Genomic DNA, 22,705 nt, shown 5'->3' with positions numbered 1-22,705 from the left:
TGAGGTTACGAATGATACAGTTTAATTCATTTACACTGTTACATACGCAAGAAATGTTGATTGAACTTGATGAACAAAACCTTATTGGAGTAGGAAAGGTTTGGTACAACGGAACATTAGTCGACGAAGAGGAAATGCCATTTACGAAAGACTATTTTAAACCTGTTAGCGAGTCATTGGATAATCGTCAAGGCGTTACGGAAGCGAGTCATAATTTGAGCTTTATGCTTAAAACAAAGAAATAGTCAAGTTTTTTTAGCGTCAAACCAACCTATTTTCTAAAAGTAGATAAAGATAATTGAAATTTATGCTAATCTAAGTCATTATTGTTTTATGCTCTAAATTATTTTCATAAAAACAAGATTATGGATAGTTTAGGTTAAAGAACTTATAAAAGGAAGGGCCTTTATGTCAGAAGAGAATATTACAAGATTGCAGTTAGATGGTAAGGAGCTTATCCTTATTGGAACCGCCCATGTTTCCAAGCAAAGTGCGGAGCAAGTGAAAGAAGTAATTGAAACAGAACGACCAGACTCTGTTTGTATAGAATTAGATGAGCAGAGATATCAGTCAATTAAGGCTGGTAATAGTTGGAAGGATATGGATATCTTTAAAGTAATAAAAGAAAAGAAAGCAACTCTTCTTTTAATGAACCTTATCATATCCTCTTTTCAAAGACGGTTAGCAAAGCAGTTTGGGATAAAACCTGGACAAGAAATGATTCAAGGAATTGAATCAGCCGAACAAACAGGTGCGACCATTGTCCTGGCAGATCGTAATATCCAAATAACGTTTGCCCGAATATGGCATAATGTAGGACTTTTCGGAAGGGCTAAGCTACTTTTAGAAATTATTTATAGTATTTTTAGTAACGATGATATCTCAGAAGAGGAACTGGAAAAATTAAAGACGCAAGATATGTTAAACAGCACACTTCGTGAATTTACTGTTGCTTTTCCAAAATTAAAGGTCCCTTTAATTGATGAACGAGATCAGTATTTGGCTCAGAAAATTAAAGAAGCCCCAGGGAAGAAAATCGTTGCCGTTTTAGGAGCAGCTCATGTACCTGGAATTAAAGAAGAAATTAAAAAAGATCATGATTTAAAAGCACTATCCAAACGTCCGGCCAAGTCGAAAGCTCCAATTATGATTGCATGGATAATCCCACTGCTTATCCTTGGTATAATTGGTTATACTTTTTATGCAAATCCTACGGTTGGTGTCGATCTAACGATGAGCTGGGTATTATGGAATGGCATCTTTGCAGCACTTGGCACTGCGATTGCTTTTGGACATCCTCTTACCGTTATAACGGCGTTTGTTGTTGCTCCTTTTACGTCATTATACCCATTACTAGCAGCTGGGTGGTTCGCGGGACTTTTAGAAGCATATATTCGAAAACCAAAAGTAAGAGATTTTGAAACGTTGTCAGAAGATGTTTTTACCGTAAAAGGGTTTTGGAGTAATAAAGTAACGCGTATTCTCTTGATCGTTGTCTTAGCAAATTTAGGTAGCACATTAGGGTCAATCATAGGTGGGGCAGATGTAATTCGTTTGTTCTTCCGTAACATACTAGGCGGGTAATCGCTAAATTAGTACTTGAGAATCGTACCGTGTTGGATGATATCTTCTTGAAAAGGTGCTCTCCTAACGCAGGAGGTCACTGAAAAAGTCTATCGAGGAAGCGGCAATGGCTCCGCACGTTGCGCGCCCGCTATGAGAAACCCACTCATAGCGGGCTTTAAAACAAGGCAACGGCTACGCTCAGTGCCCTCTAACACAGGAGGAGCATCTTTTTTGCTTTTAAACCTATTGGTGACTACAAGTTCTCAAACAGTACTTTCGTGCGAACCAAATCCTGAACGGAACCATCTTTAGCACTTCTCGTGTAGACCTGTAGTTCACCTTGTGTAGCTGAAGGAGGAGTATCAAAAGGAATTCTGTCTCTGAAACGGCTATACGACGGTGCCCCGGACTCCGCGGTTGTAAATGTTTCCTCCGTAACTATAACCTTGTTATCATCAATTAGTCGATAGAGTACATTGGCTTCAAAAGCCCTAGCAAAGCCTCCTATCACTTCGTTTTCTCGAACGACTGTCCCTGGAAAAGGCTGAGTAACAACAATATTTTCAGACATTGGAAAAGGGACAATTAGGTTAACTCCTTCAAAAATAAGATCTGGGGATATACTTAGTCGATTGACATTTGCTTGAAGCATTTCATCTTTAGATACACCAGTTCTTTCAGCAATTGACCAGAAGGAGTCACCAATATTAACATTATAAATAAAAACGGGGATTTGAATTTGTTGGGTAGGAACGATGAAATCAGGGTTATGGATCGTAGGATTGATTCCTACTAAAAGTGCTGGATAAGTTGAAAAATGATTTGATATAGATCCAATTGTATCTCGCGGTTGAATAACATAAAATGTTTGCGTTTCAGTTGAAAGAATTTTAGGGATGACTAGCACTTGACCTAAAAATAGACCATAAGGATCGGTGAACGGTGGATACAGAGAATTGGCAAGAGTAATAGCATTGACAGAGCTTTGATACTGAACTGAGAGGCTGTAAACTGTATCGTTAGGCTGAACCGTATGAATGATATGAGTTCCTCGCTGTATAGTCAAGTGAATCCCTCCATATTAGTCGTCATTTATATGTATGAAGGAAGAACGAGTAAATATGCTCAACGGGGGAACAGTTGTCTATTTAACAATGTAAGTAGATACTACCGTAAACAAAGTAGACAAAAAAGGACCCCTAAATTAGAGTCCTTTTTTGTATTGGGATTTTTTTTGAAAAAGAGGCGGACTATTGATTTCTCTTATAAAGTCGGAATATAGAGCTTTTTGTTAATAACTCAAAGTCCATATGTTCGGATTGATGGCTCCGACATTTATATTCTAGTCAGCCTCAAAGACAGCATGTTACAGGTATTAAAATAGTTAAATGGTTACACGAAGCATAACACAATATTTTTAAAATACCTAATTTAATTTGAAAAAAGCTTATGAAATGGACCTAGTAATGTATGGGAATGCAAGATAATAGTCGAGTTGTTGGAAATGTAAGGTATAATGAACATATTCAGATTTTGCATATGATACTGCTTTGAGAGAATCCTATAGATAAGTCGGATAATAAAGAAAAAACGAGGTAACTACATGAGTGAAAGAAATTTTGACGATTACCAATTAAGCGATGAAATTAGAAGAGCCCTTGCTTTGTTGAAATACGAAACCCCCACAGAAGTTCAAATGGAAGTAATACCAAGAGCCTTGGAAAACCAAGATGTTGTAGTGAAATCTCATACAGGAAGCGGCAAAACGGCATCCTTTGGTATCCCTATTTGTGAGATGATTGAATGGGAGGAAAAAAAGCCACAAGTTTTAATACTTACACCAACTCGGGAGCTTGCTGTTCAAGTTCGAGAGGATATAACGAATATTGGAAGGTTTAAACGAATCAAAGCTATGGCCGTTTATGGAAAAGAGCCATTTGCGAAACAAAAAGAAGAATTGAAACAAAAAACTCATGTGGTCGTTGGTACGCCAGGTCGTGTAATGGACCATATCGAAAGAGAAACCCTAGATTTAGAACAAGTAAAGTATCTTATTATAGATGAAGCGGATGAAATGTTGAATATGGGTTTTATCAACAAAGTAGAAGCAATCATAAAAGAAATTCCTGCAAACAAAGTAACGATGGTATTCACTGCTACATTGCCTAAAGATGTTGAGAACCTCTGTCATAAATATATGAAAGATCCTGTTAATATTGAGATTGCTGCGACTGAGGTAACAACTAATTCAATCGAACATAGTTTAATCGAAGTGAAAAAAGAAGATAATAAGATTCCGTTGCTTAAAGACGTCACGGTTGTTGAAAATCCAGATAGCTGTATCATCTTCTGTAAAACGAAAGAACACGTTAATACTGTGTTTGCCGAATTGGAAAACTCCAATTATTCTTGTGAAAGACTCCATGGAGGATTAGAACAAGAAGATCGGTTTGCCGTTATGGATGGTTTTAAATTGGGGAACTTCCGTTATCTTGTGGCAACCGATGTCGCTTCGAGAGGAATAGATATTGATAATGTGACTCTTATCATAAACTATGACGTTCCAATGGAAAAAGAGGGCTATGTTCACCGAACTGGAAGAACAGGCCGTGCTGGTAATAAAGGTAAAGCGATTACGTTTGCGACACCTCATGACGCGAAATTTCTTAAAGCCATTGAAAGATACATCGGCTTTGACATACCTGTAAAGGAAGCTCCTAGACATTACGAAGTTGTTAAAGGAAAAGCTGCTTTTGAAGAGAAAATTAATGGCCGCCGCGTCGTTAGAAATAATAAAACGGAAAGAATAAACAAAGATATCACGAAACTCCATTTCACCGGCGGAAAAAAGAAGAAAATTCGAGCTGTAGATTTTGTTGGAACGATTACGAACATTCCTGGAGTAACAGCAGATGATATTGGAATTATAACGATCCAAGATACGTTATCATATGTTGATATTCTTAATGGAAAAGGTTCGTTAGTCTTACAAGCGATGGAACAAACAACAATCAAAGGAAAGAAACTGAAAGTTAGCAAGGCGATTAAGTAACCAATTCTTTAAAAGACCGATTATGCCATAATCGGTCTTTTTTATTTAAGTATGACAGGTTATAGGTTCGGTCATTTCAGCGACTGCTCTCTTGTTTTAGTTTTTACAAATAGGGAATGTAATAGTGTAATCGTTTATATATGTCCTGAGGTGAGGTTTATGGAGAAAGAACATGAAACAACTAGGCAAGGAAAAAAACAAGTGAAGAAAAAAAAGAAAAATCTTCTCTTGAAAATCTTTATCATATTAATATTATGTTTACTTGTTGCTGGGATAGTAAGCAGCATTCAATTATATGGTTTGGTTCAAGGTGCACCTGAAATTGATGATGATAGCTTTAATTTTTCGTACTCATCAACACTGTATGACGAGAATGATGAACCATTGGCTACCTTAAGTAATGGAGAACGTCGTCAATCGATCAAAGTTGAGGATATACCTCAACATGTTAAAGATGCGTTCATTGCAATTGAAGATGGCCGCTTTTATGAACATTCAGGTCTTGATCTAAAAAGGATTGGTGGAGCGGTTTTATCCAATATAACAAATGGTTTTGGTTCAGAAGGGGGAAGTACGATAACTCAGCAAGTAGTCAAAAACTCGCTATTGACTTCGGAGAAATCAATTAAGAGAAAAATTCAAGAAGCCTATCTTGCTCTTGAATTAGAAAGAGAATATACCAAAGATGAAATTCTCGAACTTTATTTAAATATAATCTATTTTGGTAATGGTGCTTATGGGATTGAGGTCGCGGCAGATACATATTTTGGAAAAAACGCGGATGAATTAACAATTGAAGAAGCTGCTTTGTTAGCTGGTCTTCCTCAACGTCCTTCAAGCTATGATCCCTTTCAAGCTCCGGAGCAGGCAGCGGAACGTCGCAATACGGTGTTGTTTGTTATGAACGAAGATGAATTTGTAACGGATGAAGAGTATAAGGAGGCAAAAAATGTCTCAGTTGAAGAGATGGTACAAGAGAAAAGAAGCCAGGGAGACATTTCAGATGCCTTTATGGATCAAATATATAAAGAACTTGAAAGCATTGAAGAAATCGATGCTTCAATGATCTACAACGGGGGACTTGAGATTTATACGACCTATGATAAAGAGGCACAAGAGCATGTTGATGAAGTGTTAAATTCAGATGAATTTGTCATGTACCCAGATGAACGTTTTCAAGCAGGAGTAGCACTTATTGATAATCGAACAGGTGAAATCAAAGCGATTGGAGGAGGCCGTAATCAGGAGCCAGGAAAGAGTCGTGCAAACTATGCAATGAATATCCAACGCTCACCAGGTTCCACGGTTAAACCTATACTAGATTATGGACCGGCCATTGAATATTTAAATTGGTCAACATATCAGCAAATTGAAGATGAAGAGATAACCTATACAGGGTCGGATCAAGTAATACATAATTATAACGGGAATTATCACGGTATTGTATCCATGCGTGAAGCATTAACACAATCTTGGAATATACCTGCAGTAAAAACGTTTAAAGAAGTTGGACAGGATCGCGCGAGTGAGTTTGCCGCAAATGTAGGAATAATGATAGAAGGATCTCTTTATGAATCCTATGCGCTTGGAGCCTTTAAAGAAGGAATTTCTCCGTTAGAACTTGCAGGTGCGTATGCAGCATTTGGAAATGAAGGAACATATAATGAACCTCATGCGATTAGAAAAGTTGTATTTCCAGATGGAAAAGAAATTATTCTGCAGCCTGAATCGATTGAAGCAATGAATGATTCTACGGCATACATGGTAACAGATATGTTACAAACGGTTGTAGAAGAAGGAACGGGTACACTTGCTAATATTGAAGGTGTAGCAGTAGCTGGGAAAACAGGTACGACAAACTTTAATGAGGAAACAAAGCAAAAATATAATATATCAGAAGGTGTACCGGATGTATGGTTTGCTGGTTACACATCCAATTATACGGCCGCTGTGTGGACAGGGTACCGACAAGTGAATGAAGAGAATTATATAAAAACGAGAGAAGACAGACAAATTGCTCAACAGATATTTAGAGAAGTGATGGTCAAAATGGTAGATGAGGAAACTCATGATTTCAAAAAGCCAGATACTGTAGAAGAAATCACCATTGATACAAAAACAGGCAAAAGAGCAACGGGAAGTTCTCACGACGATGGTATCGTGACGGAATTATTTGTTTCTGGAACATCGATTAAAGATGCATATAGCCTTGTTGAAGAAGAATGGAAGAAGAAGCAATTGAAGTCTGAAGATGATAATGAGAAATCAAATTCAAATCGCGGTGAAAGACGAGAAGAAGAAAACTCTATAGAAAAGGAAGCCGAAGTAAACGAAAAGGATACTGAAGAGAAGAAAGAAGAAGCAAATGAAAAACCTCGAGAGGAGACAAAAGAACCGGAATCAGAGCATACTGAAGGCGATGAAGAAGTGGAAGAAGTGGAAGAAGTAGAAGAACCAGATTCAAATGAAGACAAAAAAGAACCTGATTCAGAATCGGAAGAAAAAAATAAAAAAGAAGAGGAGAAAAAACAGGAAAAAGAAGATACAAATACAAGGGAAGAAGATGACACAGACGAAGAGGAATCTGATCCTGATGAAGGTTAGATTTAGTTACTATTTTATAGTAGAAGAGGTGCGTTAAAAAAATAAGCGCACCTCTTTTGGGATAGAGTAATGAAAGTCCTCATACTTATAATAATGTCCCTATATTAAATCCAATCAAAAAACAAATAATCGAACCAAAAATACTTAGCAAAACGTATGTACTTAGCTTTTTCCACTTTTTATTGTTATAAAGTTGTGTTGCTTCAACACTAAAAGTTGAAAATGTTGTGAATGCCCCAAAGAAGCCTATCCCAATTGACAAATAAACTGGATTTTCATAAGCCCCTAAAGGAATCAATCCAAAATAAAGGCCAAAGAAAGCACCTAAACCTATTGAACCAAGCAAGTTTACAATTAACATAGCAATTGGGAAGGGAGGAGTAGGATACCGTTTCATGATTCCTAAACCTAATAAATAACGTGAAATCGCACCAATAGAGCCGCCAATTGCGAGTAAGAAAAGATTCACCCTGGATTCACCTCTGTTTGTCTTTGCTTCATTTTCTTGGCTAAAAATCTTCCAATTAGATAACCGATGAATGCTAGTGAAATACCACCTAGCATAGATCCCAAAACGTATATGGCCGATTCAAAAGGTGTGTATGTAAGAAATAAAAAGGTTGAATCCGCTGCAAGTGTGGACATTGTCGTAAATCCACCACATAACCCTACCCCTAACCCAGTTTTTACCCACTCCTTTGGAACAAAAACAAGAAACCATGCTGTCAGAAACCCTAAAAGAAAACTTCCAAACAGATTTTCAATGATGGTACCAAACGGATATCCTGTTTCTAATGTTAGGAGATTTAACCAATAACGACTGATTGTACCGATGGCAGCACCAATGCCAATGGCGATTAAATTCTTCCATTTCGAACTCAAAAGCATTCCTCACTTTCATTGATTAAACGACAACCATATCATAACTGTATCATCTCTAATAGTGTAATTGACGATTAATGTAAGAGACAACAGTGACATTCTTAATAAAATGAGTCTTTCTAGTACTTTTTTAAACAAATAAGTTGCTGAGAGTACCCCTACTTCAAATTTTTTAAGGGAATTAAGTGATGGGAGCATTCATATTACAACTGAACCAAAATAATGTAGACGAGCTAGAAGTGAAATTCGACAGTGGTCCAAAGCTGAAAAAATGATAAAAAGCCCTCACTCCATCATGTGGGGGCTTAACACATGGTTAGACATATCAATCGCGAGATGTTGTTCACTATTTAGAACCATGTATTTTTAATATTATGCAGTAAATGTAATTATTATTCACGTAAAAACCGCTTAGTAAAGATCAATCAATAATAAGTGAAAAATTGTGACGATCAATCGCTGATATTCCTTTTAACTCTTCAGATAGTCCTCTTTCTTTAATCTCATCTTTTAAAATTGAAATAAATTCTATATCTAAGTTTAGTTTAATGGCTTCGTAATAGGATTCTAATAAAGACTCATCATCTAACAGGTCTAACATATGCTTACCTCCTTTTATCTATCTTCATTTACTATATATTTATCTTTATCTTAAACTGGCATGGTAGTATATGTAATTATTTTAACTATTTAAGTCATATTAATAAACCGAATTAGTAAAAAAAAAATTATTAATTTTTCGACAAAATATACAGTAAGCACCTAAAAAGTCGAAATATTCACCAAAATTGTTGACTAATTGTTATAAGTGCTATTATTAAAGAAAAAAACAGTTTTTCTAATGACATATGATAAACTAGCAAAGTATTTTGAAGAAAAATTAAAACGAGACTTAAAAGACGAAGAAATTGAATTTAATATATGGATGATTAAAAACCTTAAACAAAAAGGCTCAGCTTAACACGCACAAGACTTTGCAGATGGAACTTAGGAATCTAACCGTTCCACACTCTTTAAACAATCAATTGCATTATACTCAAAATCATCGCCAAACCTCAATTTAATCCGGTTAGCTAGAATATCAACTTTGTCAACTACACCAACAAGTTCATTGTAAAATCCATTATTCCAATAGGAACACTCACATCCCATTAGGGGTAGAGGGAGTTTATTACATCTTTTCACTATTATCAGCATTATCAATTTCCTCTTACAAATCGTCAATTTTCACATTCAAGAAACAGAAAAGACAATTTAACGTCATAATAAAAACCTCCTGCATTTTAATTGCAAAAGGTCGAATTTAGTTTGTATGTATGTATCAGCTTGTCCCATCTGTCATATCAAATAGTTCAAGGCGGTTTCATTAAAACCGACAATTAAGTTTTTTAAGATGATGTCAGCTGAGAAAGCATTCTATTATTTAGCAAAACATGTACTAAATGTAATGCAGTATAAAGATTTAGCTTTGGCAGATGTAGATGTACCAATCGTAATTATCGCTCCCGATGAAATTTATCTTGATGACAATGAATTGGCACTGTTACAAGAAGCCTCAAATGACAATGTTCTATCACACTTTGAACACTTATTTGATTTGAATTTTTCATCTCAAGAAAACGTTGAGAGATTTCTAGGGGGTATCGAGACTAACGAACAACTGATAGGTGCCCTGAAGAGACCAGAACGTTTATTGTTTGATAGTGATTGGAAAGAAGAACCTTTAACGGTGCAGTTAGAGAAGTGGAAGACTGAACAGCTAGGCCCACTTGCTTCTGATTTAAAAAAACGTTCACTTGGCAACATGCTAAAAATGCAAGTGACAGGCAGAATGATGCAAATGAATGAGGTGGCTATAAGATCTCTTCAATTCATTTTGAAAAAGTTTGATCAAAATTACCAAATATGTTGTTCCATTATAGGGCCATTTTCTGGAATAAGGCCTTATTGTACACTAATAGACGATCAGTTGAAGAAGGGATTGCATAATTACTTGTAGAAATAATTATTTTGAAGAAGAGTAAGTCTGTGAAAGTGGTGACATAAATGAAAGAAGTTCCACAAAGCTTAGCAAGATTGATAAATGGATACTCATGGAAACAAATTACAATTGGTCATTCAGATGCTAAGACTTTCTTGTTGAAAGGCCCTGTTTATAATCAATACCTTAAAATACAGCCCAATACTTCCATTGAAAACCTGAATCATGAGAAAGAAAAATTAGAGTGGTTACAGGGGAAGTTGTCTGTACCAGAGGTTCTTTATTATGACAAGGATGAAACAAACGAATACTTATTGATAACAGAAATAAAAGGTATTAACGCTTCGGATAAATCATATGAAGCAAGATTATCTTTCTTAATGGAACTATTGGCATCAGGGCTAAAAACAGTACATAGTTTAAATATCGAAAATTGCCCTTTTAATCAAAAATTGGATATTAAAATTAAAGAGGCAAGAAAAAGGGTTGAAAATGGACTAGTTGATGAAGGAAATTTTGATGAGGTAAGAAAAGGCTTTAAACCAAAGGAACTCTTTGATGAACTCATTTCAAAAAAATCAATAATTGAAGATTTGGTCTTTACTCATGGTGACTATTGCTTACCAAATATTATTATAGATGAGGGGAAAGTAAGTGGTTTTATTGATTGGGGGAGAGCAGGAGTTTCCGACAGATATCAAGATTTAGCTTTGGCAATTAGAAGTATTTCCTATAATTTTGGCAGAGAGCATATTCCTATTTTCCTTAAGGAGTATGGTGTTAAAGAATTAGACGAATCAAAAATCTTTTACTATCAACTCATGGATGAGTTTTTTTAATATATAGGGAGTCATGTTGAAAAAGGTATTTTGGCAATAAAAAGAAAATTAATAGAGAATAGATATATAGAATTTAATGGAGGATTTAGCATTGAAGTGGACAAAAGATGATTTTATCATATGTGATGATATATTATTAATAGATTTAGATACTGTTTAACATATGTTGTCGAAAACATACTGGGCTTCAGATAGAACAAAAGAAACAGTTGAAAAAAGTATTAAAAATTCTATTTCTTTTGTATGTATCACAAGGATAAACAAATTGGTTTTGCAAGGGGTTGTTACTGACAAAGCTGTATTTTTATGGCTTTTAGATGTTGTAATAGATGAAAATTATAGAAGGAATGGATTAGGTCAATGGTTTGGGATGATCTAACTTCTTTGGAATGGCAAGCTGCTTTTGAGCTTTTACATCAAGTTAAAGCATTATTTGATAAAGAATATCCAGCTAGATGGTTACAATGAAGTGGGTATGATTATAAAGGAAGGAAGTGCAAAACGATGGATTTCGAAATGGTTATGCAGGAACTGGAAGCGCTCGGCAAGGAACGAATTAAAAAGACTTACATAAGCAATGGTGCACACGAGCCGCTTTTTGGGGTGTCTACAGGCGCAATGAAGCCCCTCGCAAAGAAAATCAAGAAAAATCAGCCTTTAGCCGATCAGCTTTACGCCACCGGGAACTACGATGCCATGTATTTTGCCGGCATCATTGCCGACCCAATAACAATGACTGAGGCAGATTTTGAGCGTTGGATGGATGCGGCGTATTTTTATATGCTGTCAGATTTTCTGGTTGCAGTAACTTTGGCAGAAACCGAATTTGCGCAAGTTGTTGCCGATAAATGGATCTCAAGCGGTGAAGAACTTAGAATGTCGGCAGGTTGGAGCTGTTACTGCTGGCTTTTGGGTAATCGCCCGGACGCTGAATTTAGCGCCAGCAAGATTGCCAGTATGCTTGATCAGGTGGAAAATACGATTCACGATTCTCCTGATCGAACGAAATCCGCTATGAATAATTTTATTTACACAGTCGGGATTTCATATTTGCCGCTCCATGATAAGGCGGTTGAAACCGCTAACACTGTAGGGCCAGTCGAAATCAGGCGGGGCAAGAAAAAAAGCAGTATCCTGCTTGCTTCCGAAAATATTCAAAAGGATATAGATAGAGGGCGGCTTGGTTTCAAACGCAAAAATGTAAGGTGTTAGCATAGAGTGCTCAATACATCATTCGAAGGTTGCTGACAAGCAAGGACAGGTGGCTATTCAACGATCGGGCGCTTTTCTGTAACAAGGGAAAGTGTCTTATTTATGTATCGGGCCATATTCTTGAATAAGAGAAGGAATTATTAGAGAATAAATCGAAGCTTTATGTTATTCAATTAAAATTAACGGGGAGTAGTTGTACAAGGTCATAAGCTATTAAATTGAGGTGTTATCAATGATATTAGTGAGTTCTTGTTTAGCGGGGTTAGAGGTAAGATATAATGGTTCGCATAGTTTAGATCATAAGATCAGTAAATTAATAGAAGAGAATAAAGCAATACCTGTATGCCCAGAATTGCTTGGTGGTTTTTTAACCCCCAGAGAACCTGCTGAAATAATAGGTGGTAACGGGGAAGATGTATTGGATGGGAAAGCTAAAGTAGTCGAGAAATCAGGTAGAGACGTTACGGAACAATACATAAAAGGAGCTTACACAACTTTAAAAAAAGCTAAAGATTTTAATGCAACAGTAGTTGTTCTTAAGGAGTATAGTCCATCCTGTGGAAGTTCAATGATTTATAATGGTGAATTTATAGGGGAGAAAATTGCTGGGAATGGAGTTACAACTGCTTTATTAAAAAGAAACGGTTTACGAGTAATTTCAGAAGAAAAGCTTGCCGATAATTTCGATGAATAATATAATTTATCTTCAATGGGCGCTTTAGTTGCATATAGTAATAATTATAATAAGGCTTATTTTATAATATCATATTCAAGAGCAAACCTTACTTGGTTTGCTCTTGTTTTAGATCGATATAATGTTACAGCCAAAACTTCTTTCGCTTCTTGAATTTTCTTCACTATTATCCGTTTAGAATGATACATCGCAATGGTTCAAAAAAGTAAGAAAACCGATGGTCATTAATATTTTTCTTCCCAAAAGTGAAATTCACCCTTGACAAATTTATAACAGCTGGATTAGAATGAAACCAAACGACAGTCAGTACTGACAGTATATTTGGAAGGGGGGAGAATATGAGCAGCAGTAATAATTTAAGTAACGATGATAAGCTGCTGTTAGCAGCGATCGATCTAATAGCGGAGAAAGGCTACAATGGTGTATCTACCCAGGAAATCGCTGCTGCTGCAGGTTTGAGTGAAAAGACGCTGTTTCGTCGCTTCGGAAGCAAGCAAAATCTTCTTGAAATAGCATTTGACCGTTTTCATTATGCCGAAGAGATGCAATACCTTTTTAACGAGAAGCTTGCGTGGGAATTACAAACAGACTTACTCCTGATCAGCCGAACATATCATGAAATTATGAACCACAACCGAAAAATGATTATGATCAGCATCAAGGAGGAAGGTAATTTGCCCGGGTTTCGAGAAAGAACACAAAAGCACCCGCGACAGTTTCTGGGAATTTTGACAAATTATTTTACGGCTATGTATGAAAAAGGAAAACTGATTCGAACAGACCCAGAGCTACAGGCGTTGTCGTTTATGATGCTGAATTTCGGCGCTTTTATGAACAACCTGGATTCCAATGATAACTTTCCAACCGTGTGCCTAGAGGCATTTATAATGGAGAGTGTGCAAACATTCACTAGGGCTTTAACTCCCTAGTTTTTTCACCAACAATATGACAGTCAGCGCAGACAGTCATTTATCTTTTTTTAAATAGTACTTAAATGAAGGGCGGTTATAGAGAATGGAAAAGGAAGTATCTCAACAGACTGGAGAGAAATTAATGCGCATTGTGATGTTTACACTTGTCCTTTCAGCGATGAGCGTATTGATGTTCAACTTCGTACTTCCCGAAATTAGTAAAGCGTTTGATCTCACCACTGCTCAGGTAAGCTGGGTCACTTCATCTTATGCTTTGATTTACGGGATAGGAACAGTCATTTACGGGAAGTTGGCAGACCGATACAAGCTCAAAAATTTGCTGACGTTTGGATTGTTATTTTTTGCTGTCGGTTCACTAGTCGGCCTCGCCTCCCAAACTTTCTGGATGGTGCTTGTCGGAAGGTGTTTGCAGGCAGTAGGAGCTGCTGCTATCCCAGCAACAGCTATGCTTATCCCATTGCGCTACTTTCCTCCTGAGAAGAGAGGTCTAGCTATGGGTACGGCGTTTGTAGGTTTGGCTCTTGGTAGTGCTCTCGGTCCGGTTATTTCTGCATTAATTGTAAGTGTTGCTCATTGGCGCTGGTTATTCTGTATCCCTCTACTCACCTTAATTACGTTGCCCTTTTATCGTAAAAATTTGGGGGATGAACAAGGGGATCCCGGAAAACTTGACTGGGTTGGTGGTGGTTTTCTGGCCACTACTGTGACCTTGTTACTACTAGGCGTTACGAGTGGAACGTGGTGGTTTGCTATTGGCGGATTGCTTGCTTTAGCGCTGTTCATAGCACGAATTCGTTCTGTTTCTGAACCGTTTGTTCAACCTGGGCTCTTTACAAATAAGAGCTATACTCTCAGTATAACGATAGCTTTTCTAATAAGCGGAATTGGTTTTTCCCTTTATTTTCTAAGTCCACTGCTTTTGGCTGATGTACATCAACTGCCACCTAGCTGGATCAGTTTTGCGATGGTACCTGCTGCAGTAGCCTCGGCCATTCTAGGTAGAAAAGGCGGTCAACTGGCAGACTTGAAAGGGAATTCGTATCTCTTTTTTGTTGCATCTGGATCCTTATTGACCTGTTTTGTCTTACTTTCAACCTTCATCGGAATTTCTCCAGTATTCATTGCTATCTTTTTGATTTTTGGTAATGTGGGGCAATCCTTTATGATGATTGCTATGTCCAATTCAGTCTCTATGGCCTTACCGAAGGAACAGGCTGGAGTGGGAATGGGATTATTATCGATGCTGAATTTTATTTCAGGGGGAATGGCTTCTGGGGTTTACGGTAAGATGGTGGATCTTGGCTCCGATGTTTATTGGAACGCGGCAAATATCTATCCAAACGGCATCATTTACAGCAATATATTTCTCGTTCTTGCTGGTTTACATGTAGTCATTCTGTTGTTTTATTATTTCCAGTTTGGAAGAGCAAAGAGAAAAAGCGTTCAGTTGGAGGGTTGAAGTTAATTTATCTAGTTTTACTATCATTTTATTTGGAGGAGATTTAAATGACAACAACTTTATTTGTAAAAGCGAATAATCGTCAAGGATCTGTTACTGGGAAATTGTATGATGCATTTTTGGAAAGCTATAGAGCTTCACATCCCAATGATTCGGTGATTGAACTCGATTTATATAAAGAAACATTACCTTATTTAGGTGATGTAATGATTAGTGGGAATTTCAAATCATCTCAGGGAATGGAACTCACAACGGAAGAGAAGGCGGCACATGATATTGTCACTAAGTACCTAGAACAGTTTATCGCAACTGATAAAGTGGTCATTGCTTTTCCACTTTGGAACTTAACTGTTCCTGCCGTTCTACATTCCTATCTGGATTATATGCATCACCCACGTAAAACATTTAAGTATACAGCTAAAGGATTAGTCGGTCTATTACCAGATAAGAAAGTGGCTTTATTAAACGCAAGAGGTGGGGTATATGCTGAGAGAGATTCTTCTGAAATGACCGTAAGCTTTGTTAAGAATCATTTGAACGTTTTTGGTATAACAGACATCACAACTGTTGTCATTGAAGGGCATAATCAATTTCCTGATCAAAGTGAAGCTATTATTGAGGAAGGACTTCAGAAAGCAGCACAAGCTGCAAAAACATTTTGACATTTGTTTTATTTCAATAGGCCATATCAATACCAAATCAATTGTTTATAAAGCATTTTTAATAAGAAAGGTGAGGGGAATGATACTCGAATCGTTAAGACAGGAACTTCTTAGCATGGACGGTGTAAGCGAGCATACACCTCGGTTTGGGGGAGTGGAATTTCGTTATAAAAATAAAGAATTAGACATGTGCATGGCGAAAAGCTTGCACTTTCCTTTTCCTAAATCCGTTAGAGATGAACTCATTCAAGCAAGACTGGCGGAACCACATCATATTCTTCCCAATTCGGACTGGGTAAGTTTTTGGATTACTTGAAATCGATCAAAACACATCGCTAGCTCCAATATTATCTGAAACTGTCTTATACTGTGACTTTTGGAGTTAATTTGCGTTTATTTTAAGTGCTATTTTGCACATCCAACATTAAAAACCCAGTTACCTTCACATGAGAAGATTAGCTGGGTTTCTTAATTATTTACATCCAATCATTTATAGAACTATTCGGATCCGCCTAGTAAAAAGCGAATGCTTATTTTTCAGCAATCGCGCCCGATTACGGAAGATCAAAGACTGTCGAAGCCAGCTTGCACTTATAAAACCAAGCACCATTTAGTTTAAGAAATCACTTTCACAAGTCCCAGTTCCAATACCTAAGATTGAAAGAATGGATATTAGGGTTATTAGCAATCCCAGAAGAATTGCCACTCCTTCAAAAGAGAAAAGTGAAATCAGCTTTAAAAATTTGGGTTCATCTTTTGAATTAAAATAATAGAAAAATCCGCCAATTAACAGAAAAAACAGTCCAATACCTAAACCAATTAGGTCACACATTAAAAGCCTCCCATCAAAAAAAGAAAATACTACGCTCACCGTTACTATTTAATCGATAGCTTATCCAGTAATGATTTAAAAGACTTTTGAGCATTTGAATTATTTATCATTCTTTTAGTTAGAAACCGACTTTGTAAAAACTTCCTCACTCTCCTGTTCCCCCAAAATAAACGATGATACTTTTCATCACTATATAACTCATTGAACCATTTATATTTTCTTAACTCTTCAATATGTTTGTCTATCTTCTTTGTGTCTAAGGAATTATCTTGTCCGATACTTCCAAGTAGTCCAGCAATAATTTCAAAAATCATAAAAAAGTCTCCTTTTAGAGAAATAAGCATTAGTAACTTACCCCAAATAGTTGACACAAATGTACTAATCTTCTTCCGCTATATGCTTCTATAGATTAATTACATTTCTTCACAATCCCAGACTTATATTAACATAAATACCCAGTATTGTTTGGAAGTCTTATTCCATTAAAGGCCCGTTTGTTGAATAGCATGACTGGCGTTTTTTAAATAACTTTATTGTTACTTAACAAAATTAAGGTTGTTCATTTGGAACTCTCTTCACCCCGTCCGTTTAAGTACACTTTTACAGACAAAAGAGGAAGAGCAGTGCTTATTCAGCATCGCTCTTCCCCTCTCTTACTTTGCGGTTATAATAGACCCTACTTGTAATAAGCTGCCATATGTTATTTTACATTGTCTATGAGGAAAAATATCCTTTTGAACTTAAGGCATTTTAAGATTCTATAAATAACTCTCGTCACTATACAAAACAGCAGCCCCCTCAATACGCCATCAAAATTATACAGATTTATAGAAGTGCTGCCTTTTATTCAAATAAGGCATTAATAACCTGCTTAAAGGTATCATATGAATGAATTTCCTTATTTGGTTCATAGATATTGGATATGACAATGATTTCATCTACTTGGTACGTCTGTTGGAATTCGATTACTTCCCGACGGATAGTTTCTGGATCGCCCATGATTGTATATCCTAGGCGATGATGAAGAATTTCTAATTCAACTTGTGATAACGATTCAAGAAAGTCTTTAGTAGGTGGGATAAGCTGACTTAAATTATTTGTATAAATATCGATATACACTTGCAAATGACTTGAAGAAATCAACGCTGCCTCTTCCATTGAATCCGCTGCAATCACATTAATGGCAGCGATCACATAAGGCTCTTGTAAACAAGCAGACGGCTGGAAATTTTCTCGATAAATAGCGAGTGCTTCTTCCATCACATCCGGTGAAAATTGAGCACCAAATGCATAAGGCAACCCTAGATTGGCAGCGATTTTAGCTGAATCCGTTGAAGAACCTAAAATTAGAACCGGCACATTCGTAAGCGCGTTCTTCATTGAACGTGCTTTTTCTATATTTAATGGATTAAGTGATTGAGTAATATTACAAAATTTGAAATAATTTTAATTAAGCTAAAGGGCCATATAATTGAACAAAATCTTTAAAGAAAATTGAATATTTATTTTGAATATAGATGAGATTGTGAAGGAATGTACTTAAAGTAACGGGCAGCATTCCTGTAATGGTTAAAAATGAAGTTTGAACAAAAAAATAACCTCTTGGTATGATATGAGTGTCCGAAGCTGGCCAGCAAAGGGACAAATCATATAAACCAGGAGGCCTTCAATATGAATTATAACCAAAATAATAAAATTGCTCAAATTACTTCTCAAACACTAATTATAGGTGTTGATATTGCGAAATTCAAGCACGTAGCTCGTGCGCAGGACTTCAGAGGTTTGGAGTTTGGTAAACCTCTATACTTTGAAAATGCGAGAGACAGTTTCGATAGATTTGTTGAATGGATTAAAGAGATTCGGGATCAACAAAACATGGATAAAGTAATCATTGGTGTTGAACCTACGGGACACTACTGGCTTAATTTAGCCCATTATCTTAAGAAAACTGATCTCAAGTTAGTGGTGGTCAATCCAGCGCATGTTAAGAAGACAAAGGAATTAGATGATAATTCCCCTACAAAGAATGATGTGAAAGATGCAAAGGTCATTGCTCAATTAGTGAAAGACGGGAGATACGCTGAACCTAATATTCCAGAAGGAATATATGCCGATCTTAGAATTGCAAGAAAGATACGTGATCAACTATCTGTCGATCTACAAGCAGTACAAGGGCAAATCCATAATTGGGTTGATCGATATTTCCCTGAATTCTTAACAGTTTTCAAGAATTGGGAAGGGCTGTCAGCTCTGCAAATATTAAAACTGAATCTACTACCGCATGAGTTAGTTCCCTGATCAAGAGTTATTAGCTCATATTAGAAAAGCAGCGAAACGTGCAGTGGGTATAGGTAGAATAAAAGAATTAAAGAAGGCGGCCAGTATTTCCATTGGAATCCGTGAGGGTTCAAATTTGGCCAAGTTAGAGTTAAGCACATTGTTAGATAAGTATGAACTCATTACAAAAAAGTTTGAACAATTAGAGGTTAAAAGGGACGAGCTATTAGAACAAATACCAGGTGTACACCAAATGCTAGCGATTACTGGTGTTGGAAAAGATACAATTGCTGGATTCTTCGCAGAGATAGGAGATTTACGGTACTACTCACATCCAAGGCAAATTATTAAACTTGCAGGATTAAGCTTGATGGAACACACATCAGGCAAACATAAGGGACAAACCAGAATAACCAAAAGAGGCAGGAAAAACCTAAGAGCCCTTTTGTTTAGAGTTGTCATGCCCCTTGTAGCTAAGAATTCTGCTTTCAAAGCTTTACATGAATACTATACAAAACGTCCTGACAACCCTTTAAAAAAGATGCAGTCACTGATTGCTTTATGTAATAAGTTGATACGAGTGTTATTTGCAATAGGTAAGAAGCAGTTTGTGTTTAGTGAAGAAAGAATGTTGAAGGATATTCCTCATATGGCTGAATTGCCAAAGGTAGCTTAGAATTCTAGATACGTATAGATCAAGGTTTTATAGTAATTAATCTCAATGATTAATAGACATTTGAAGCACGGATTAGTCAGTAACACAACTAAAATACGGACATAGATCCTGTCGGGCAGCATAACTGACATCTACCTCATGGAAAGGTTGGACGAAGGAATTTTGGAGCATAGACTCTGCGAGATATGGGAGGGTTGACCTCCATGAGAAATGTAGACATCCACCAGTGCAACCATACTTTAGCTAAATATCCACCTTTTGGATAGAGGTGGTTTGGGTACCTACAGTCTTTTTTGCTTCTCTAATCCAAAATATACCTGATACACAACTTTATTCCATGTTATCAATGTTTATTAAAAATGGATGACTATGAAATCATGAGAAAACACGAGAAATCGAGAGATTTACCTTTCTATATAGAGGGAGAATAGTTGAGGATGATACATTTAAAATCATAAAGAATAAACGAGTTGGAGAGAGACTCTCCAACTCGTTTTATAAACTTAAACCTATATTAACGGAAACTAACAACTTTGTTTAAATCAAATTGGTGAAAAGGATAGACTTCACTTTGTTTATTTTATTTTTAATTAATTGCCCATACCATATTAGTAGTTGTTATAGTTGTTATCATAATCATATGGGGAGAAGTAATCTATTGGGCGACAACGGAAAACCCATCTACATTCACGAACCCAGCGACATCGTGGAGGTCGAGGGGGATAGTAAGGCTGTCCATAGGGCTGTCCATAAGGTTGTTGTCTATTAAAAGCATCGATGTAATTAGATTGTTGTAGGTCGTTAGGATTCATTTCAGGTTGGTATTGATAATTCAATGAAATCTCTCCTTTTCTGTGTATTCAAGAATAACATATGTGGAGTAGGCAAATCGTGTATAGACGGATGTCACACCTAAATCAATAAAAGTAAACGAACTTACTAAAGGGAGAAAGGAAAAAACTTTCTATGTGACAGATTTTCTTATTAAAGTAACGGGTGCGCGCGACAAGTTCTGTTATAAGCGTTATTCAGCGTGAAAGACAGGAAGTTTATTAGATTTAAACTTCAACTTTACAACGGAGGATAGGAATGATGGAACCATGTTTTCAGAAACTATCCCATCAATACTCCTGCATGCGTCTTGACTGACAGGTCATGGGGTGTGAAGCACAGGTAGATTCGGCAGAAAGAAGGCTAGAGCCACTTCAATGGAGAAGGTATGCCAACCGATATGCCGCATGGCTGAAAAACTAGATAGGGTGAGAATGTTCCGCAGAAAGGAACTGACGAACTTCTGAAAGTACGGGTCTAAAGTTAGAACATAGGGAAAACCTATGTGCCATCCAACGATGGGGTGAGTGGTGTTTAGTAAAAATGCACCCTCTGAAAGACACTATACCGAACAACGGCGGTATCCAGCTCACAGGCTTACAGGAAGCACCTACGTCTAGAATGTATAGCTACGTTGTAAGGTACTTGGAAAGCAAGGAACGTTGAATCAAGGGCTGTCACCCAAAACGTTTGCTATAAGGCACAAGCTAAAAAGCATTCATCCTTGTGAGGGTAGGGGTATGACCGTAGAATCTTCTGTAATGGGAGTGGAGGAACAGCCCCAAGTCTAGTGAAATGGAATGATTATTTTCCAAGCGTTCATCGCGCCGATCGGGTAGGAACGTGGGGATTTCCACAGTGCGAGCTTTTAGCAGGAAGACTTAAGACACCTTCTTGTCTAAGGGTAACGAGGAACTTATAGTCTAGTACAGATCGCTAGATGGAGCGCGGAATGACGGGAAACTGTCACGTTCCGTGTGGAGCAGGGGAAAAGCTGGAGATCACTTCAAACGCTTACCTATTGCTAACGATTGCTCAAAAAGTGTAGTCACTTCTTCTTGTAACGTGCAGGTTAAGTTTAAGAATTTTCCTGTTGTGACACCCTAAAAAGAAGGATTTATAATTTATAAAGGTGTGATGTAACGGTGGTAGATAAAATCAAGATAATATTAACACTAATTTCTATTGCTTTAATTTCCTCATTTTTTTATGCCATATTCCAGGTATTGTTAACTCAAATAATAAATTTGAGTACAGATATTTGGTTCGCTTTTTATATTTTCCCACATCTATTTGCAGGTACATTCCCATATTTCATTTTAGCTTGGGTTCCATTAAGCTTGTTAATCGAGAAGCTAATTCAATATTACAATATTCACGGGTACTTATTTAAACTCATCATCTACTGTTTTGTAGGGTTTATTTCATTTTTCATATATGGAATAGTTCTGAATTTAGGAAATATCTTTTTTCTTTCCATTTTAACATTTAGTCTTATTTTCGGGATTACTACTGCATTTGTTTTTTATAACACAATGATTTTATATAAGGCTACATTGAATAAAGAATTAAAACCTAATACCAAAAGGCTAATTACTTTATTTGTTCTAGTTTTAGCTGTTTTCAGCTTAAATTTAACAATTACAGGTGATTATAGTAACCATAGTTTTGAGGAATTTTACAATATCGAGGAAGTTCTAGAAAATTCCCCTTTAGGTCTTAAATTACCTTCTAATTTACCTGATGGAGTTTATTTTAATAACGCACAAATATATCAAGACCGCAATGAAATAATAATCACTATTAGTTATTCAGGTAATAAGAAAGAATTTGACTGGGATACACCTTTGATTTTGACAGTTACGGATAAAAACATGAAAAAGGAACTGTTAGAACGCCATGACAAACTAAAAGAGATTTCGATAAACGACAATAAAGGTTATATAGGACGTTCAGCAATTATTGGTGATTATGAATATATGGACGTGACGCTAATGTGGAATGAAAATGAGATTTATTACTCACTAAGTACCAATGTTTATGAAAATTCAATTTTGGATGAGGATGACCTTTTGAAAATAGCTAAATCTTTTAAGTGAAATGAGATTGTGAAGAAATGTACTTAAACAAAACCAGCTAATAGTTTGTCAACATTTTTCAATAAAAAGATTAATAATCTCATGATATACTGAATTTACACATGCTA

The 22,705-nt window shown here is 36.5% G+C and carries 19 protein-coding genes and 2 pseudogenes; 14 read left to right on the top strand and 7 right to left on the bottom strand.

Going from position 1 to position 22,705, the window contains the following annotated elements; genetic code table 11:
- The first annotated feature begins 11 nt into the window (after positions 1-11).
- Both SAZ04_RS16145 and SAZ04_RS16140 read left to right on the top strand, forming a co-directional pair.
- Positions 12-245 (top strand): hypothetical protein, encoded by a 234-nt coding sequence (locus tag SAZ04_RS16145; RefSeq protein WP_332697094.1) that lies wholly within the window; start codon positions 12-14, stop codon positions 243-245.
- A 163-nt stretch (positions 246-408) separates the two neighbouring features.
- The gene (locus SAZ04_RS16140) at positions 409-1,584 is read left to right on the top strand and encodes a TraB/GumN family protein (RefSeq protein WP_332697092.1); all 1,176 of its coding nucleotides are present in this window, start codon (positions 409-411) and stop codon (positions 1,582-1,584) included.
- A gap of 235 nt (positions 1,585-1,819) precedes the next feature.
- Here SAZ04_RS16140 and SAZ04_RS16135 read toward each other — a convergent pair whose 3' ends face one another.
- Complete coding sequence (locus SAZ04_RS16135; RefSeq protein WP_332697090.1) at positions 1,820-2,632, bottom strand: LysM peptidoglycan-binding domain-containing protein; 813 nt, start codon at positions 2,630-2,632, stop codon at positions 1,820-1,822.
- A 537-nt stretch (positions 2,633-3,169) separates the two neighbouring features.
- Here SAZ04_RS16135 and SAZ04_RS16130 point away from each other — a divergent pair.
- On the top strand, positions 3,170-4,618 hold the full coding sequence (locus SAZ04_RS16130) for a DEAD/DEAH box helicase (protein ID WP_332697088.1): 1,449 nt from the start codon (positions 3,170-3,172) through the stop codon (positions 4,616-4,618).
- A gap of 159 nt (positions 4,619-4,777) precedes the next feature.
- Complete coding sequence (locus tag SAZ04_RS16125) at positions 4,778-7,222, top strand: transglycosylase domain-containing protein (RefSeq protein ID WP_332697086.1); 2,445 nt, start codon at positions 4,778-4,780, stop codon at positions 7,220-7,222.
- Positions 7,223-7,307: 85 nt separating this feature from the next.
- Here SAZ04_RS16125 and crcB read toward each other — a convergent pair whose 3' ends face one another.
- The 4 genes from crcB to SAZ04_RS16105 form a co-directional block, all read right to left on the bottom strand.
- Complete coding sequence (gene crcB / locus SAZ04_RS16120) at positions 7,308-7,691, bottom strand: fluoride efflux transporter CrcB (protein ID WP_332697084.1); 384 nt, start codon at positions 7,689-7,691, stop codon at positions 7,308-7,310.
- Positions 7,688-8,104, bottom strand: a complete 417-nt coding sequence (locus SAZ04_RS16115; RefSeq protein WP_332697083.1) for a fluoride efflux transporter FluC — start codon at positions 8,102-8,104, stop codon at positions 7,688-7,690. The genes crcB and SAZ04_RS16115 overlap by 4 nt, the downstream gene beginning before the upstream one ends.
- Before the next feature lie 421 nt (positions 8,105-8,525).
- Positions 8,526-8,705, bottom strand: coding sequence for a sporulation histidine kinase inhibitor Sda (gene sda, locus SAZ04_RS16110; protein ID WP_332697081.1), 180 nt, complete (start codon positions 8,703-8,705; stop codon positions 8,526-8,528).
- Positions 8,706-9,091: 386 nt separating this feature from the next.
- Positions 9,092-9,301, bottom strand: a complete 210-nt coding sequence (locus tag SAZ04_RS16105; RefSeq protein ID WP_332697079.1) for a YolD-like family protein — start codon at positions 9,299-9,301, stop codon at positions 9,092-9,094.
- 196 nt (positions 9,302-9,497) lie between these two features.
- Between SAZ04_RS16105 and SAZ04_RS16100 the strand changes: the two genes are divergently transcribed.
- The 8 genes from SAZ04_RS16100 (at position 9,498) to SAZ04_RS16065 (ending at position 16,199) form a co-directional block, all read left to right on the top strand.
- On the top strand, positions 9,498-10,103 hold the full coding sequence (locus SAZ04_RS16100) for a hypothetical protein (RefSeq protein WP_332697077.1): 606 nt from the start codon (positions 9,498-9,500) through the stop codon (positions 10,101-10,103).
- A gap of 47 nt (positions 10,104-10,150) precedes the next feature.
- On the top strand, positions 10,151-10,924 hold the full coding sequence (locus tag SAZ04_RS16095; protein ID WP_332697075.1) for an APH(3') family aminoglycoside O-phosphotransferase: 774 nt from the start codon (positions 10,151-10,153) through the stop codon (positions 10,922-10,924).
- 504 nt (positions 10,925-11,428) lie between these two features.
- Positions 11,429-12,136: a DNA alkylation repair protein gene (locus SAZ04_RS16090; RefSeq protein WP_332697073.1), complete on the top strand. Its 708-nt coding sequence runs from the start codon at positions 11,429-11,431 to the stop codon at positions 12,134-12,136.
- A gap of 232 nt (positions 12,137-12,368) precedes the next feature.
- On the top strand, positions 12,369-12,830 hold the full coding sequence (locus tag SAZ04_RS16085) for a 2-thiouracil desulfurase family protein (protein ID WP_332697071.1): 462 nt from the start codon (positions 12,369-12,371) through the stop codon (positions 12,828-12,830).
- A gap of 338 nt (positions 12,831-13,168) precedes the next feature.
- Positions 13,169-13,759 (top strand): TetR/AcrR family transcriptional regulator, encoded by a 591-nt coding sequence (locus tag SAZ04_RS16080; RefSeq protein WP_332697069.1) that lies wholly within the window; start codon positions 13,169-13,171, stop codon positions 13,757-13,759.
- An 85-nt stretch (positions 13,760-13,844) separates the two neighbouring features.
- Complete coding sequence (locus tag SAZ04_RS16075; protein ID WP_332697067.1) at positions 13,845-15,221, top strand: MFS transporter; 1,377 nt, start codon at positions 13,845-13,847, stop codon at positions 15,219-15,221.
- 47 nt (positions 15,222-15,268) lie between these two features.
- Complete coding sequence (locus SAZ04_RS16070) at positions 15,269-15,883, top strand: FMN-dependent NADH-azoreductase (protein WP_332697065.1); 615 nt, start codon at positions 15,269-15,271, stop codon at positions 15,881-15,883.
- A gap of 79 nt (positions 15,884-15,962) precedes the next feature.
- Positions 15,963-16,199, top strand: coding sequence for a luciferase domain-containing protein (locus tag SAZ04_RS16065; protein WP_332697063.1), 237 nt, complete (start codon positions 15,963-15,965; stop codon positions 16,197-16,199).
- A gap of 560 nt (positions 16,200-16,759) precedes the next feature.
- On the opposite strand, the gene SAZ04_RS16060 is transcribed toward SAZ04_RS16065, so the two are convergent.
- The gene (locus SAZ04_RS16060; RefSeq protein WP_332697061.1) at positions 16,760-17,029 is read right to left on the bottom strand and encodes a hypothetical protein; all 270 of its coding nucleotides are present in this window, start codon (positions 17,027-17,029) and stop codon (positions 16,760-16,762) included.
- Positions 17,030-17,558: 529 nt separating this feature from the next.
- Positions 17,559-18,080: pseudogene (locus SAZ04_RS16055) on the bottom strand (LLM class flavin-dependent oxidoreductase); the annotation flags it as partial.
- Positions 18,081-18,386: 306 nt separating this feature from the next.
- Here SAZ04_RS16055 and SAZ04_RS16050 point away from each other — a divergent pair.
- Positions 18,387-19,668: pseudogene (locus tag SAZ04_RS16050) on the top strand (IS110 family RNA-guided transposase).
- 1,976 nt (positions 19,669-21,644) lie between these two features.
- The gene (locus SAZ04_RS16045) at positions 21,645-22,598 is read left to right on the top strand and encodes a DUF4367 domain-containing protein (protein ID WP_332697059.1); all 954 of its coding nucleotides are present in this window, start codon (positions 21,645-21,647) and stop codon (positions 22,596-22,598) included.
- Positions 22,599-22,705: the final 107 nt, after the last annotated feature.

The organism is Halalkalibacter lacteus (assembly GCF_036663595.1).
GTDB classification, from domain to species: Bacteria; Bacillota; Bacilli; order Bacillales; family Bacillaceae_D; genus Halalkalibacter; species Halalkalibacter lacteus.
The sequence above is the reverse complement of the archived record's forward strand: the minus strand, read 5'-3'. Positions and strand labels throughout refer to the sequence as shown.